Genomic DNA, 14,438 nt, shown 5'->3' with positions numbered 1-14,438 from the left:
ATATTGTACATTATTTTCAGTATAGTCCAGCATATCATTGACTAGAGTCATGCTCACCTCAGCAGGACACCTATCATCCTATCGGATGTCTTGTGCGAGCAAAGCCGGAGGGATTTAAGCAGTTTGGCGGATTATAAGAGATGCCCTCGCGCTTCCAGCCAAGCGTACAGGTAGGGAAATAGCTTTTGGTTGGCTGCCGGAAAGGGAAATTGCGACAGCTCCGCCGGCTCGACCCAGCGCACTTCGCTGCATTGCAGGGCTTGAGCTTCTCCGCGCAAATAGCGGCAGATAAAAGCAATAAGGGTGATGGTGAAATGGGTGTAGGCATGTTCGATGGTGGCCAGCGGAGCCACCACCTCAATGTCGATGCCGATTTCTTCTTTCACCTCCCGCACCACACACTCCGCAGGGGTTTCTCCCGGCTCGATTTTGCCGCCGGGGAACTCCCACAGGCCGCTGAGCATGGAGCTTTCCAGCCGCCGATCGATGAGGATCTCTTTCCCTCGCAAAACGATGGCCACCGCGATCTGTTTGTGAGGGCGCGAGGGACGGGGCTCAGACATAGGCAGGTGTTGCTGTTGACCTCGATTGTAGGCAGCGCAATCGGCCTGCCAAGGACATTGGCCACAGCGAGGCTGCCGGGGCCGGCAGATGGTCGCGCCCAAGTCCATCAGGGCCTGGTTAAAGGTGCGCGGCTGCTCGGGATCCAGCAACTGCTGCGAAAGCCGCCACAACAGGGGCAGACAACGGGCCGGCGGCTGGGGCAAAGCCACCAGGCGGGCCAACACCCGCTTGACGTTGCCCTCCAAAATCGGCAGGGGCAGGTCAAAGGCGGCGCTGAGAATGCCGCCAGCGGTGGTGCGCCCGATCCCCGGCAGCGCCAGCACCTGCTCCAGATTCCTGGGAAACTGGCCCCCGTGTTCCTGCATCAGGATTTGAGCAGCTCTGTGCAGATTCAGCGCCCGCCGGTAGTAGCCCAGCCCTTCCCACAGTTTCAGCACTTGTTGCTGCGGAGCCGTCGCCAACTCTGGGATCCCGGGCAGAGCCTCCATCCAGCGCTGAAAGTAGGGGATCACGGTTGCCACCTGGGTCTGTTGCAGCATCACCTCCGCCACCCAAATGGCATAGGGATCCCGCGTGCGTCGCCAGGGCAGATCTCGACCCTGCTGGCAGTACCAACGCTGCAAGGACTGCCGCAGGCGCTGCAAAACTGCGCTGCCCCAACCTAGCGACTGCTCGCCAGCAACCGCAACCTCGGACTCTCTTCCAGTCCGTCGAGAAGGAACCTGGGATCTCAAGCCGCGTAAGCGAAGTGCAACGCCCACCAGATCAGGGCCGAGACCACCCCCGCCACAATGCTGGCCGAGATCAGAACCACAATTGGGCTATCCGCCCCCTTGAACCTCATAATGCCGCGGTTGTAGTCAGCCATTGTTGCCTCCCACCAGCTTCGGCTTTGGGGTGTCGAGGATCTCACTTGGGATACGTGTCGCGATGGGGAAACTCCGTTATCGACCAACCCCCTCATCTCTAGGATAGCCAATTTGGCCCGGATCCGAGCCGCCCCCCAAAGAGGGATCCCCGTCGGGCAAGCCCTACCGCCTCCGCTGGTCGCAAAAGTTAGAGCACAGGAGCCGCCCAGGCAGAGGCTTGGGCAGCCAACTTCCCTGCTATTTAGACAACCTGCCGACGGCGGGGCCCTGCAAGAGACAGTCCACCCGGCCCAGCAGGTATAAAAGGTGCCCTCCCAGGGCTCCGCGCCGCCTAGGCGGCTGAGAAGTCGCCTCTCAGGTTTAGCGAGGGAAAACCACCTGGGCCCGCAACTCGCCGGCAGGATTGGCTTGCGTATGGATGTTGAGGTAGTAGGCCCCGGCCAAGAAGCTGGAGACCTGCTCAGCAGATAGGGTACGGGCGGTTTGGTTTAAAGTGACCACAGCACTGCCGCTGGCGGAGCTGGGCACCGCTACCGGCGGTACTTCGGCAGCAGGAGATAGGGTCAAGGTAGCCGTAGAGACTACAGCTCCCGGCGCAGGGGTCGCCGAGTTGCTGCTCCCGCAGCCGCTGAGAAACAAGTCAGCAGCTAGGCAGACGCCCCAAAAAGTTTTGAAGACAAAACGAGGCCGCAAGGCCGAATCCAGCAAAAGCGTCAACAATATGGAAAAAGCTCCTCGGTCGGAGAACAAGCCACCTCAAGTACGGAGCAGGCCGAGCTTCGGATTCACCCTCGGAGAACAAGGTCGCGATTGCCTGAGGAGTTGCCCCTGTTTCTCCGCGATCTTCTTCTCGAGGGGCTTCCCAAGAGGTCGAAGCAGCCCGACTGCCGACTCAGGAGGGGTGGAGGGCCGGAGATGGCCAAGCTCCAAAGCTCTCCCTCGCCAAACTTTCCCAGGCCAGGTTCGCCGATCTGTGGGTTTAATTGAACCGGGCTCGCCGGCGCAAGTTCAGTAAAATTGTCGCGATATCGGTCATCAAGACCTTCGTTGGGGCAGTCGTTCTTATGGCGAGGACAGGGGAGGGGAAAGGCAGCAGCTTAGCTCGAGAAAGGTCTCGGGATCCGGTGCGTCGTCAGCGCCGCTTCACTCAGGCTGCCTCCCCTTCTCGCCACTTGCTGCCTGCTCCGGCTGCCGAGGGATCCCTCTTGGCTTCCCGCCCCCAACCGCTGCGCCTCTCTCGCCAAAGAGCCATTGCCCGGATGCGCCAACGAGCTGCCCAGCCTCGCCGCCTGAGGCGGTCTCCGGCCCTGTTGGAGGTGTTGCTGCGAGGCCTGGGCCTCAGCCTGATGTTGGGCCTGACGATGGCTGGCCTATCGCAACTGCTGCAATCGACCACTCCTGCCCGGCCAGAACAGGATGCGATGCAGGAGCTCCCCTCCACCTTGCCCACAGACCTGTTAAGAGGACAGGAAATCCCCGCTTTGCAGGAGCGCTTGGCTGCTCTGGCCGATCAGCCGGGCCTGACAGCAGGAGCCCTGTTCTGGGAGGTGGAAAGCGGCGCCTTTGCCGGGGTGAGGCCGGATCAGGTTTTTCCTGCCGCCAGCGTCATCAAGATCCCGATTCTCCTGGCTTTTTTGCAGGCAGTGGAAACGGGTCAGGTGCGGCTGGACGAGAGGCTGACTTTGAGAGAAGACCTCAGGGGCGGGGGAGCTGGCGTATTGCAGACCCGTCCCCTCGGATCCCGGGTCTCTGCTCTGGAGGCAGCTACCCTCATGAGCACCATCAGCGACAACTTCGCCGCCAACCTCATCATCGATCGCCTCGGCGGTCGGGAAGCCCTCAACCAAAAGTTTCGCCAGTGGGGGCTGCAGCACACGCAAATTTCCTGGTGGCTGCCGGATTTGGAGGGCACCAACACCAGCAGCCCGCGCGACATGGTCTGGCTGCTCAGCCAGGTGGAGCAGGGGCGAATGCTCAGCCGCCGCAGCCGCGACCGCTTTTTGGACATCCTCTGGCGCACGCAGCGGCCCTCCTATTTTCGCCCCAACTTGGGCCAAGAGGTGCGCATTGCCCACAAGACGGGAACTCTCAGGTCGGTGGTGGGAGATGCCGGCATACTCGATTTGCCCAACGGGCGACGCTACGTGGCAGCAGTGTGGGTAAAGCGGGAAACTCCCAACGATCCCAAAGCCGAAGAGCTAATCGCCAAACTCTCCCAGGCTGCCTATGAGTTTTGGTCTGCCGAAGGCGAGCCCACCGCTTCGGCTGCTGCCGATAGCCCGTAGCCCTAGGGGATCGCCCATCCCGGCAGAGCAGCAGCGTCAAAATTAAAAAGTTGGATCTTAAAAAGTTGGATCAGCCAACATCCAAGCCAGAACGGTGAGGTTATGGCCGAGACTCTTCCCCCTTCCCAAGCTCCTCCAGCAGGGGATCCCCTTATCAAACTGGATCAATTTCTCAAGCTGACGGGAGTTGTGCCCACCGGCGGGCAGGCCAAGCAGCTCATCCAGGCGGGGCAGGTGCGGGTCAACGGCGAGGTGGAAACCCGGCGAGGGCGCAAGTTACGCCTGGGGGATGAGGTGGCAGTAGCGGGCCAAGTTTGGCAGGTGGGCTGGGATGGGAAGAGGATCCAGAGCTCTGCCACAGGGGGAGGTCGGGTCTGCCTCTAGTCAGTCAGGGTTTTGCTGAGAAAAACTGTTCGCGTCAGCGGGACGGCGTCCTTACGTTTCAGGGATGCTCAAGAACCACAAGTTGGTAGGCAGCATTGCTGACTGTGGGTTCTATGAGTTTCGGCGACAGCTAGAGTACAAGTGCAAGCTCTAGAGCTGTCAGTTGGTTGTGGTGAACAGGTTCTTCCCTTCCAGCCAACTGTGTTCAAGGCCTACGGCCCGCTGCCGCGAACGACGGGAAGTTACGCCTGTGAAGACTCCTCTGCCCCCCTACATCCCCCCGTATACGGGGGGACTAAGGGGGGGTTGGGCAACCAACGAGGTATGGGTCGTGGAAGTAGAAAGGAAGCAACGACGCTGGACAAAAGTTCGTTTTTGTTTAGCGTTGTGTAAGTCTTGCGGAGCGGCAAGGTCAAGTAGCCGAGCCCTTGCTCCCCAACTGCAACCAACTCCACAACCGCTGACCTAAGCTGGGAACAGTTTTCTTTTCTTTTTCTCGCTGTGCCTGCGTCCCCTCAGCCTCCTGTGCAGCAGGATTTTCCTCCCTTGCCCCCGCCACCTCCCCGCTCTCCGGCTCTAAGGGTGGTGGAGACAGCTTTCTTAGCCAGCACTGCTGCTTTGATCTGGATCTTGAGCTACACGCCGCTGGCCCCGTTTATGCGTCTGTTTTTCCCCATTCCGGTGGCGCTGGCGGTGATGCGCTGGGATCCCCGCACCGGGGCGATGGCGCTGGCGGTCTCTGCTCTGTTGCTGACGGTGCTGATGGGGCCCACGCGCAGCATTCTCTACGTCATTCCCTACGGCCTGCTGGGCTACTGGTGTGCCCGCCTATGGCGGCGGCGCCTTTCCTGGTATGTCTCGGTGGCCAGCGGCGCTGCCCTCAGCGCTTTCGGCCTCGTTTTCCAGTTGCTGCTCTCCTCGCTGTTGGTGGGGGAAAACCTCTGGACTTACGTCACCATCCAACTCACCGGCTTGACCAACTGGCTGCTGGATGTGTCTCTGGCCAGGCTGGGCGTGTACTGGGTGGCAGAACCCTGGATGGTTCAGGTGGTGGTGGCAGGGTTTATCGCCTTTAACTCCCTGGTCTACGTCTTCACGGTGCATTTGGTGGCAGCTCTGGTGATGGAGCATTTCCGCTGTCCGCTGCCGCCGCCGCCGAAGTGGGTGCAATTTTTGCTGGATTAGCAGCCGCCTATACCTCTAAGGTGACTACCGCCATGGGATAAACTTGTAGACCCTACCCCCATAGCTTCTACCCCTGTTCCTGATGAACCCACTGCCCCCTCCTGCCTACCCCTACCAGTTCCGCGCCCTGGGCTTGATCAAGGGATCCCTAAAATCGATCCCGCAGACTTATGCTCAGGCGACGCTGGTTGCCGCCGATGGCGTAGAGTATCCGGCCACCCCTGGCCGCGCGGAGCTGCTGCGCCCTTTCACCTATTGCATCGAGAGCGGCCACACCTACTGGTACTACGTGCAGCCGCAGCCGCGGTCGGGCGGCACTTTGGGCCTGAGCGTTATCCGCATCCTGGCCTTGCCGGAGGAGGAGCAAGATCCAGATCTGGACGAGCCCTTTCTGCCTGCCCCCGAGGATGTAGAGGAGGGCTTTAACATTCGCGGCATCGTCGAGCCCCACGACGGCTTCATCTGGGTGACGGTGCGGCGCAAGCCCCAGGGGAACAAGCAATTCCCCCCCCTGCAGCTGCGTCTGGAAGGGTTCTTGCCGGGGGCCGTCGCCGGCGAGTTTTGGGATCTGTTGGCGGAGCGGGAGGGTCATAAGCTGCTGCTGGTGGATGGCAGCCGCCTCTTGACAGCGGTGGCCTAACTGCCTAAAACTAACCCAACCTGCTACCCCAGATCCCCAACTGATGGTGTCTGCTGCCGGCTTGTCCCAACGGGTTGCTCGTCTCTCTCCTTCCGCAACGCTGTCGATTTCGGCTCTGGCCAAGGCCATGCGGGCAGAGGGTCTGGATGTCTGTATCCTGAGCGCTGGCGAGCCGGACTTCGACACCCCTGAGCACATTCGGGCTGCCGCCATCCGCGCCCTGGAAGAGGGCAAAACCCGCTACGGCCCCACTGCCGGGATCCCCACCCTGCGCCAGGCGGTGGCAGACAAATTGCGCCGAGAAAACGGCTTGGACTACAGCCCCGACCAGATCCTGATTAGCAACGGCGGCAAGCAAACCCTGTTTAACCTGGCCATGGTGCTCCTGGATCCCGGCGACGAGGTGATCCTGCCCGTCCCCTACTGGGTTAGCTATCCCGAGATGGTGGCTCTGGCCGGGGCCAAGGTGGTGCGGGTGGAGACGCAAGAGGGCCAGGGGTTCAAGCTCACCGCCGACCAACTGCGCCAGGCCCTCACCCCCCGCAGCAAGTTGCTCATCCTCAACTCGCCGGCCAACCCCACCGGCGCTATCTATCACCGGCAGGAGCTGGCAGCTTTGGCAGAGGTGATCCTCTCGGTTCCCCATCTCTATGTGGTCTGCGATGAGATCTACGAAAAGCTGGTTTACGGCCAAGCCCGCCACATCAGCCTGGGATCCCTTTGCCCTGACTTGATGCCGCGACTGATCCTCAGCAGCGGCTTCGCCAAAGCCTATGCCATGACCGGCTGGCGGATTGGCTACTTGGCGGGCCCTAAGCCCATCATCGAGGCGGCCATCAGCCTGCAAAGCCACAGCACCTCCAACGTCTGCACCTTTGCCCAGTACGGCGCCCTGGAGGCTCTCACCAGCCCCCTCTCGGCGGCAGCGGTGGAGAAGATGCGCCAAGAATTCTGGCAGCGACGGGATCTGATGGTGCAAGGGATCCGCACCTTGCCGGGGGTGACTTTCCCGGAGCCGGAGGGCGCATTTTATGTGTTTGTCAACATCGGCCAAACCGGCTTGGGTTCGGTAGAGTTTTGCCAACGGCTGCTCAAAGAACATCACGTGGCCGCCGTGCCGGGGGTGGCCTTCGGGGCAGAGTCCTACATCCGCCTCTCCTATGCCGCCGACCGCGCCACGCTTGAAAAAGGACTGGAACGGCTGCACCGCTTCCTGTCTTCCCTCTGAGGGGGCAGGAGGAGGGCTGAAGACAAGGGCTGGCCGAGACTTCTCTACAAAACGGTGGCGCAGCAAACCAACAGCAGGGGCTGGTGCCTGGCAGAGGCAGGAGAAGACTCTTGGCTCAGGCCTACCGTGAAGTCCTCGAGGCGATGCTGAGGGAGCGCTAAGATGGCTCCCACCCAAAAGTCTCCCAAAAAATTGCCCGCTGGCTTTACCCTCAAATGGTCTGCCGAGAGTGTGGAAAAGCTGGGATCCCTCTTGCCGGGCGAGATCTTGCTGGCAGTCCTGCTGGACCATTGGGAGCAACTGCCCAAAGCATTGCAACAAGAGTGCCTGCTGCAGGCCCACCGCATTCGCGTGGAACGGCTGGTGGTCAGCCAAAACTTCACCATCGCCACCATTGAGCAACTGCTAAGCAACTGTTGAACGAGACCCGTTGATCCCGATCCGCTCGGTGGGAATTCCGCTCCAAAGGATCTCTGTCCTAGAGTGCCAGGCAACGGCAGAACCACGTCCTGTGCTACGGTCAGAGTAGGTTAGTGCTCTTCCCCGGCTTTTCAACCTGTGCTCCCTCCCCCGCTAGCGGACGGCCATCCCAGCCTCTCTCTTTTCTACTCCTCGCTAAAGCTCTCCATCGTCTGCGAAGCAGCAGCAGGGCAGCAAGGGGAGTGCCATCGCTATTTTTTAAGGGTCGCATAGCGTCAGCGCGCTGTGAGACGAGCGGGTTTTGATTGGAGCACTTACTTCTTATGAAAGCAGTGGATTTGGCCAAAGCTATCCAGCAACGGCGCACCTTCGCCATTATTTCCCACCCCGATGCCGGGAAGACCACCCTTACGGAAAAGCTGCTGTTGTACGGGGGGGCGATTCAAGAAGCAGGGGCGGTGAAGGCCCGTCGCGCCCAAAAGCGGGTTACCTCCGACTGGATGGAGCTGGAAAGACAACGGGGCATTTCCATTACCTCGACTGTGTTGCAGTTTGACTACCGCAACATTCGCCTCAACTTGCTCGATACTCCCGGCCACCAAGACTTCAGCGAAGACACCTACCGCACCCTGGCGGCGGCTGATAACGCTGTGATGCTAGAAGACGCCGGCAAAGGGCTAGAACCCCAGACCCGCAAGCTGTTTGAAGTCTGTCAACTGCGGAAGTTGCCGATCTTTACCTTCATCAACAAGATGGATCGCCCCAGCCGGGATCCCCTCGAGCTGATGGACGAAATCGAGACGGAGCTGGGCCTCAAGCCCTATCCTGTAACCTGGCCGATTGGCTCAGGGGAGCGCTTCACAGCTTTGTTTGACCGGCGGACTCAGGAGTTTCACTTCTTTGAGCAAGTCTCGGGGGGGCGGCTGCGGGTCAAAGATACCGTCGTTAAACTCGGGGATCCGCAAATTGAAGAACTGATTGAAAAGGATCTCTATTACCAATTTAAAGAAGAGCTGGAGTTATTGGATGGCCTCATGCCCAGCTTGGATCTCAAACAGGTTCATGCTGGCCAGCAAACCCCCGTCTTTTTCGGCAGCGCCATGACCAACTTTGGGGTGGAGCTGTTTCTCAATGCGTTTATCGAGTACTCCCTGCCGCCAATGCCCCACGAGAGCACGGCAGGGCTGATCCCACCCGAACATCCTGAGTTCACCGGCTTTGTCTTTAAGCTGCAGGCCAATATGGATCCCCGCCACCGGGATCGCATTGCTTTTGTACGCATCTGCTCCGGTAAGTTCGAGAAGGACATGGTGGTCAACCATGCCCGCCTCAATCGCCCCATCCGTCTCTCCTATCCCCAAAAATTGTTCGCCCAAGAGCGCATCTCCATCGATGAAGCCTATCCTGGCGATGTCATCGGCCTCAACAACCCCGGCATCTTCAGGATTGGGGATACCATCTACACCGGCCCGAGGTTGCGCTACGCCGGGATCCCCAGCTTTTCGCCGGAGCTATTTGCCTATCTGAAAAATCCCAACCCCTCCAAGTTTAAACAGTTCCAGAAGGGGGTGGCGGAGCTGCGGGAAGAAGGGGCGGTGCAGATTATGTATTCCCTCGACGAGTCGAAACGGGATCTGATCGTGGCGGCAGTGGGCCAGTTGCAGTTTGAGGTGCTGCAGTACCGCCTGGAACACGAATACAATGTTGAAACCCGACTGGAGATGCTGCCCTACACCCTGGCCCGCTGGGTAGAAAACGGCTGGGAAGTCCTCCAGAATTTCCCCAGCCTGTTTAACACCCTCATTGTCAAAGACATTCAAGATAGGCCGGTTCTCCTCTTTAAAAACGAGTGGACCTTGCAGCAATTTATCAGCAGCAACCCCAAAATTAAGCTGAGCAAAATTGCTCCCATCGCGGATCTTGGCCCCGAATCCAAGGACGGCTCCTAAGGCTACTCAGAGCAACCTTCTCCGGGAACCTGCAAGTTCCGCTACCTGACCAAAGCTTTGCTGCTGTCTGGGATCGGGGTTGACATCTTCTCGCTGCCTGGCAATCTCGTTTTTGTAGATCCCAGCAATTTCTTTTTCTTCTTTTTTGGGTCATGCTTGCCAGGTCTTATTTCCAAGGCAAACCCATGGCAGTCGATAAACCGCTTTGCGACCGCTCGTTGTGGGGGCTGGATCCGCAGGCTATTTTTTTGAATCACGGCTCCTACGGCGCGACCCCGAAAACGGTGCTGCAGGCCCAGCGAGCCTGGCAAGAGCGCCTAGAGGCCCAGCCGGTACAGTTTATGGGGGAAGAGCTGCCGCGGGCTTTGCGGGCGGCGGCGGCAGAGCTGGCCCAGTTTGTTGGGGCTGAGCCTGAAAACCTTGTGTTTGTGGAAAATGCCACCGGCGGCGTCAATGCCGTGCTGCGCTCGCTGTCGTTTCGGCCAGGGGATCAGATCGCCTACACCAGCCACAGCTATGGGGCCGTCCGCCAGGCGTTGCGCTATGTCTGTGAACGCTGGGGGGCGGTGCTGGCGGAAGCCCAGGTTCCCTTTCCGATTGCGGGGCCGGAGCAGGTTTTGGCGGCGTTTGCGGCCATTCTCACCCCCCAGACTCGGCTGGCGGTGCTGGATCACCTCACCTCGCCCACGGCTCTGGTCTACCCCTTGGCGGAGCTGATTGGCCTCTGTCGAGAGCGCGGGATCCCAGTCTTGGTGGACGGGGCCCATGCGCCGGGGGTTCTCCCGTTGGAGTTGGAAAGCTTAGGAGCCGATTGGTACACCGGCAACGCCCACAAGTGGCTGTTTGCCCCCAAGGGCTGTGCCTTCCTGTGGGTGGCCCCCCACCGCCAGGCCCAAACCCATCCCCTGGCCATCTCCCACGGCTACGGGCAAGGGTTCACAGCCGAGTTCGACTGGGTGGGCACCCGCGATCCCAGCGCCTGGCTGGCCATCTCGGCAGCCCTGGCCTTTATCCAGGAGCTGGGGGTGGAGAGGCTGCGCCAGCACAACCACACGCTGCTGCTGCAGGCGCGGCAGGTGCTCTTGGAACAATTGGAAGGGATCCCACCTGCCCCGGAGCGGATGCTGGGCTTTATGGCCACCCTGCCCCTGCCACCCTTCTGGCAACAGTGGATCCCGGAGCTGCCTTTGGCGGAGCGGGCCCGCCGCCTGCACGACTACCTCTGGCAGGTGCACCGCATCGAGGTTCCCATCCTTCCCTTTGCCGGGCAGCTTTGGGTGCGCATCTCGGCCCAGGTCTACAACCACCTGGCTGAGTACGAACAGTTGGCGCTAGCCTTGCAGCGGCTGCCGGAGTGATGTGCGCCCTCACCCCCAACCCCTCTCCCTCCGGGAGAGGGGAGATGGAACGGTCTCGCCACCCCCGTCTTGGGTTTGGGTTGCCGGGAAAGTTCGGCTAGAGTCAGATCAGTAGCTGCGTTCACTTCTTGCTCGGATCCTCATGCTCTCTCTGGCTGCCACGCAAGCCCATCTAGGCCCGATCGATCTGGATCGCCTGCTCACGCCTGAGATCCAGCGGCCAGCCCGCTACCTGGGGAAAGAGTTCGGCGCCGCCCACCGCCCCTGGGAGTCGGGGCGGGTGCGGTGGGTGCTGAGCTACCCGGAGCTGTACGAGGTGGGGGCCTCCAACCTGGGCCACCTCATCCTCTACAACATCCTCAACGCCCAGCCAGACCAGTTGTGCGACCGCACCTACCTGCCGGGACCGGATCTGGCGGCCCGGATGCGGCAGTTGCAGATCCCGCTGTTTGCCGTAGAATCGCGCCGCCCCTTGCGCGCTTTCCACATCATCGGCTTCAGCCTGGCCTATGAGCTGGGGGGCACCAACATCTTAGAGATGCTGGATCTGGCCGGGATCCCCCTCAAATGGTGGGAGCGCCAGCCCTTTACCCCGCAAGAGTGTCCCCTGATCTTTGCCGGCGGGCCCACCGCCACCTCCAACCCAGAGCCCTTTGCCGACTTTTTCGATTTCTTTGTCTTCGGGGATGGGGAAGAGGTGCTGCCGGAGATCGGCCAGGTGCTGGCTCAATCTCTAGCCAAGCCCCGCCGCGAGGTGCTCTTGGAGCTGGCCCAGGTGCCGGGGGTGTATGTGCCCCAGTTTTACGAGGGGATCCCGCCCCGCCCCATCGTGCCCGGCGTGCCGGAGCGCATCCGCCGCCGCGTGGCCCTGCCCCAACCGCAGTACTCCATTGGCCTAGTACCGCTGGTGGCAACCGTCCACGACCGCCTGGTCATGGAAGTGCGGCGCGGCTGTACCCGCGGCTGTCGCTTTTGCCAACCCGGCATGCTCACCCGCCCGGCTCGCGATGTGGATCCGCAAGCGGTGGTGGAGGCGGTGGTGCAGGGCCTGCGCAAAACCGGCTACAGCGAATTTTCCCTTTCTTCCCTCAGTTGCTCCGACTACCTCTCCCTGCCGGCGGTGGGGGCCGAGCTGCACAACCGCCTGCTGGGGGAGCACGTCGCCCTCTCGCTGCCCAGCCAGCGGGTGGATCGCTTCGATGAGCAAATTGCCGCCATCATGAAGGGATCCCGCCGCTCGGGGCTGACCTTTGCCCCAGAAGCCGGCACGCAACGGCTGCGGGACATCATCAACAAGGGTCTTAGCGATGTTGACCTCATTCGCGGCATTCGCACCGCCGTCCAGGAGGGCTGGGACAAGATCAAGCTCTATTTCATGATCGGCCTGCCGGGAGAGACTGACGCCGATGTCATTGGGATTGCCCGCACGGTTGAGATGCTGCAGCGAGAATGTGCGGCCTTGGGTCACAAGAAGGTGGAGTTTACCCTCACGGTCTCCAACTTTGTCCCCAAGCCCCACACCCCCTTCCAGTGGCACCGGGTGGACTACGCCGACGTGCAGCGCAAGCAGGCCTTGCTGCAAAAGGAGCTGCGGCGGCTGCGGGGGGTCAAAGCCCACTTCACCGACATCCGCTTCAGCATCCTGGAAGACTTTATTGGCAAGGGGGATCGCTCCCTGGGCCGCATGATCGAGCAGGCCTGGCGGGCCGGCGCCGGCCTGGACGCCTGGTGGGAAAACATCGACGCCGCCTATGCCGCCTGGGTCAAGGCCTACTGCGGCGAAGCGGTGGATCCCAGCGCCGATCCGGTTGCCCTCTGCGCCCATCTCCCCATGCGCGAATTGGGCCTGGAGGATCCCTTGCCCTGGGATCACATCGATACCGGCATCGACAAAAAATGGCTGCAGAAAGACTACCGCCGCGCCCTGGAAGCCATCACGGTGGAAGACTGCTCCTTTGAGAAGTGCTCCGCCTGCGGCATCTGCGGCCCCGGCTTTGGCCACAACATCGTCATCCCGCCCCCGCCCGTCCCACCCCTGCAAAGCCGGCCCACCCCCACCCCAGATCCCCTGGAGCCGCAGCCGCCCGCCCAGCGCTTCCGCATCACCTACGGCAAAACTGGGGATCTGCGCTGGCTGGGCCACCTAGATCTGATGCGGCTGTGGGAACGGGCCTGTCGGCGAGCGGGGCTGCCTCTGGCCTTTAGCGGCGGTTACCACCCCATGCCCCGCCTGGCTAACGCCAACGCCCTGCCCATCGGCCAGGAAGGCTATGGGGAGATCCTCGATCTGGAACTCCTGGCCCGCCCCGGGGCTCCCTTTACCCCGGAGGAGCTGCGCGCCCTGCTGGCCGAGCAACTGCCCCCCGAAATTCCCATCCAGGCCATTCAAGAGATCGGCCTGCGGGATCCCTCGGCTACCGAAGCGGTTTACGCCGCCGAATATCAACTCAGCGTGAGCTGCGAGTTGCCCGAAGCCGACTGGCCGACCTGGGTTACCCAGATCCTGGATGCGCGGGAAATTTGGATTGAAAAATCCACCAAATCCGGCAAACCCTGTCGCTTCAACGCTCGCCCCCTGCTCTACTACCTGGAGTTTCAGGGCCTGGCCCCCGACGGCAGCACCCGCCTCCTCTACCGCGGCAGTTGCCGCAACGACGGCGCTTACCTGCGGCCCAATCAACTCGTGCAAATGGCCGAGTCCTTGGGCTTGCCCCGCTGGACGCTACAGATGGCCAGGCGGCTGCGTCTGCTGTGGCAAGACGGCACCTCCGATCCCGACTGAGGAGCGGCCTCAGGATCGACCGGACAAAAAGGAGACCAAGGCTGGGCTCTGCCCCTGTCTGGAGGGGGGGGATCCGACAGGCGCTATGTTGTCTATTGCTGGCTTCTGCCGCTGCGGAGCTTGCCGGGATCAACTTGACCAAAGGCAGGGCAGGCAGCAGGCAACAGTTTGATCGGATTCTGAAATGGAGACCCAGAAGGATAGCTTGGCGGCCCTGTACTTTAGTTAGTACGGTGCGGAAAAGCCCGCAAGCAACTTCGGTTGCTCGCCAATGGTGCTCAGGGAGTTAGTATACTTGTTGATGAGGCGTACCGTTTCCAGGCGAGCACCTAATCACGGTGAAAAACCCGACCGGTGGCAAGCGCCGAGGAGATGTCAACGTCTCAACCAACCTGATCAGAAAAGGTAAGCAGAACCTTGGAACTTTGCCCCAAGGAACTGTCCAGAGGCGGCTTGACAACGCCTTTACGAGTTCGTCTGTGGACTGCGTAAGAATCCCCCGCTTTCAGGCGGAGGGAGTGTCAACCCTAACTCAGTACCCAGGGCAGGTAACGGGCGCAACAGGGCCCAGTCGATAGGCGGTACAGAGAGGTGTGCCCCTGTGGCCTGGCTCTAGCACTATATTTTTTCTCCTGAGAAGGTGTTTCTTTCCGCGTGCAAACCCTGTCTTTCTGTGGATCTAGGCTGGCACGATTGGGGTTCTGCCACGAACCATCGTCTAATCTCTTCTGGGATGTCTGAGGCGGAGGGGTGTCATCTTGCCTCCTGAGCCTA

The 14,438-nt window shown here is 61.0% G+C and carries 12 protein-coding genes; 9 read left to right on the top strand and 3 right to left on the bottom strand.

Annotated elements, in window-relative coordinates; all coding sequences use genetic code 11:
* Positions 1-131: 131 nt before the first annotated feature.
* The 3 genes from mutY to GG26_RS12645 all read right to left on the bottom strand — a co-directional run bounded on the left by mutY (position 132) and on the right by GG26_RS12645 (position 2,153).
* Positions 132-1,208 carry an A/G-specific adenine glycosylase gene (gene mutY / locus GG26_RS12655; RefSeq protein WP_414346862.1) on the bottom strand — a complete coding sequence of 359 codons (1,077 nt, stop codon included), beginning with the start codon at positions 1,206-1,208 and terminating at the stop codon, positions 132-134.
* An 86-nt stretch (positions 1,209-1,294) separates the two neighbouring features.
* Positions 1,295-1,432, bottom strand: coding sequence for a hypothetical protein (locus GG26_RS12650; RefSeq protein ID WP_041438154.1), 138 nt, complete (start codon positions 1,430-1,432; stop codon positions 1,295-1,297).
* Positions 1,433-1,793: 361 nt separating this feature from the next.
* Positions 1,794-2,153 carry a CHRD domain-containing protein gene (locus GG26_RS12645; protein ID WP_414390972.1) on the bottom strand — a complete coding sequence of 120 codons (360 nt, stop codon included), beginning with the start codon at positions 2,151-2,153 and terminating at the stop codon, positions 1,794-1,796.
* A 404-nt stretch (positions 2,154-2,557) separates the two neighbouring features.
* On the opposite strand from GG26_RS12645, the gene GG26_RS12640 reads away from it, so the two are divergent.
* From GG26_RS12640 to GG26_RS12600, 9 genes are all read left to right on the top strand, one after another.
* Positions 2,558-3,718 carry a serine hydrolase gene (locus GG26_RS12640; RefSeq protein WP_011429701.1) on the top strand — a complete coding sequence of 387 codons (1,161 nt, stop codon included), beginning with the start codon at positions 2,558-2,560 and terminating at the stop codon, positions 3,716-3,718.
* A 102-nt stretch (positions 3,719-3,820) separates the two neighbouring features.
* Positions 3,821-4,102, top strand: a complete 282-nt coding sequence (locus tag GG26_RS12635; protein ID WP_011429702.1) for an RNA-binding S4 domain-containing protein — start codon at positions 3,821-3,823, stop codon at positions 4,100-4,102.
* 501 nt (positions 4,103-4,603) lie between these two features.
* On the top strand, positions 4,604-5,287 hold the full coding sequence (locus GG26_RS12630; protein WP_011429703.1) for a DUF2232 domain-containing protein: 684 nt from the start codon (positions 4,604-4,606) through the stop codon (positions 5,285-5,287).
* An 82-nt stretch (positions 5,288-5,369) separates the two neighbouring features.
* A complete protein-coding gene (locus GG26_RS12625; RefSeq protein ID WP_011429704.1) occupies positions 5,370-5,927 on the top strand; it encodes a hypothetical protein in 558 nt (185 codons plus the stop codon).
* A 43-nt stretch (positions 5,928-5,970) separates the two neighbouring features.
* Complete coding sequence (locus GG26_RS12620; protein WP_414390968.1) at positions 5,971-7,155, top strand: pyridoxal phosphate-dependent aminotransferase; 1,185 nt, start codon at positions 5,971-5,973, stop codon at positions 7,153-7,155.
* A 162-nt stretch (positions 7,156-7,317) separates the two neighbouring features.
* A complete protein-coding gene (locus GG26_RS12615; protein WP_011429706.1) occupies positions 7,318-7,575 on the top strand; it encodes a hypothetical protein in 258 nt (85 codons plus the stop codon).
* A gap of 323 nt (positions 7,576-7,898) precedes the next feature.
* Positions 7,899-9,524, top strand: coding sequence for a peptide chain release factor 3 (locus tag GG26_RS12610; protein ID WP_414390965.1), 1,626 nt, complete (start codon positions 7,899-7,901; stop codon positions 9,522-9,524).
* Between the two features lie 185 nt (positions 9,525-9,709).
* The gene (locus GG26_RS12605) at positions 9,710-10,882 is read left to right on the top strand and encodes an aminotransferase class V-fold PLP-dependent enzyme (RefSeq protein WP_041438899.1); all 1,173 of its coding nucleotides are present in this window, start codon (positions 9,710-9,712) and stop codon (positions 10,880-10,882) included.
* 142 nt (positions 10,883-11,024) lie between these two features.
* A complete protein-coding gene (locus tag GG26_RS12600) occupies positions 11,025-13,664 on the top strand; it encodes a TIGR03960 family B12-binding radical SAM protein (protein WP_414390962.1) in 2,640 nt (879 codons plus the stop codon).
* Positions 13,665-14,438: the final 774 nt, after the last annotated feature.

It is taken from the genome of Synechococcus sp. 'PEA 65AY6A-5F PE A' (assembly GCF_047462575.1).
Taxonomy (GTDB): Bacteria; Cyanobacteriota; Cyanobacteriia; order Thermostichales; family Thermostichaceae; genus Thermostichus.
Note: the sequence above shows the minus strand (reverse complement) of the source record. Positions and strands in the feature narration are given on the sequence as shown.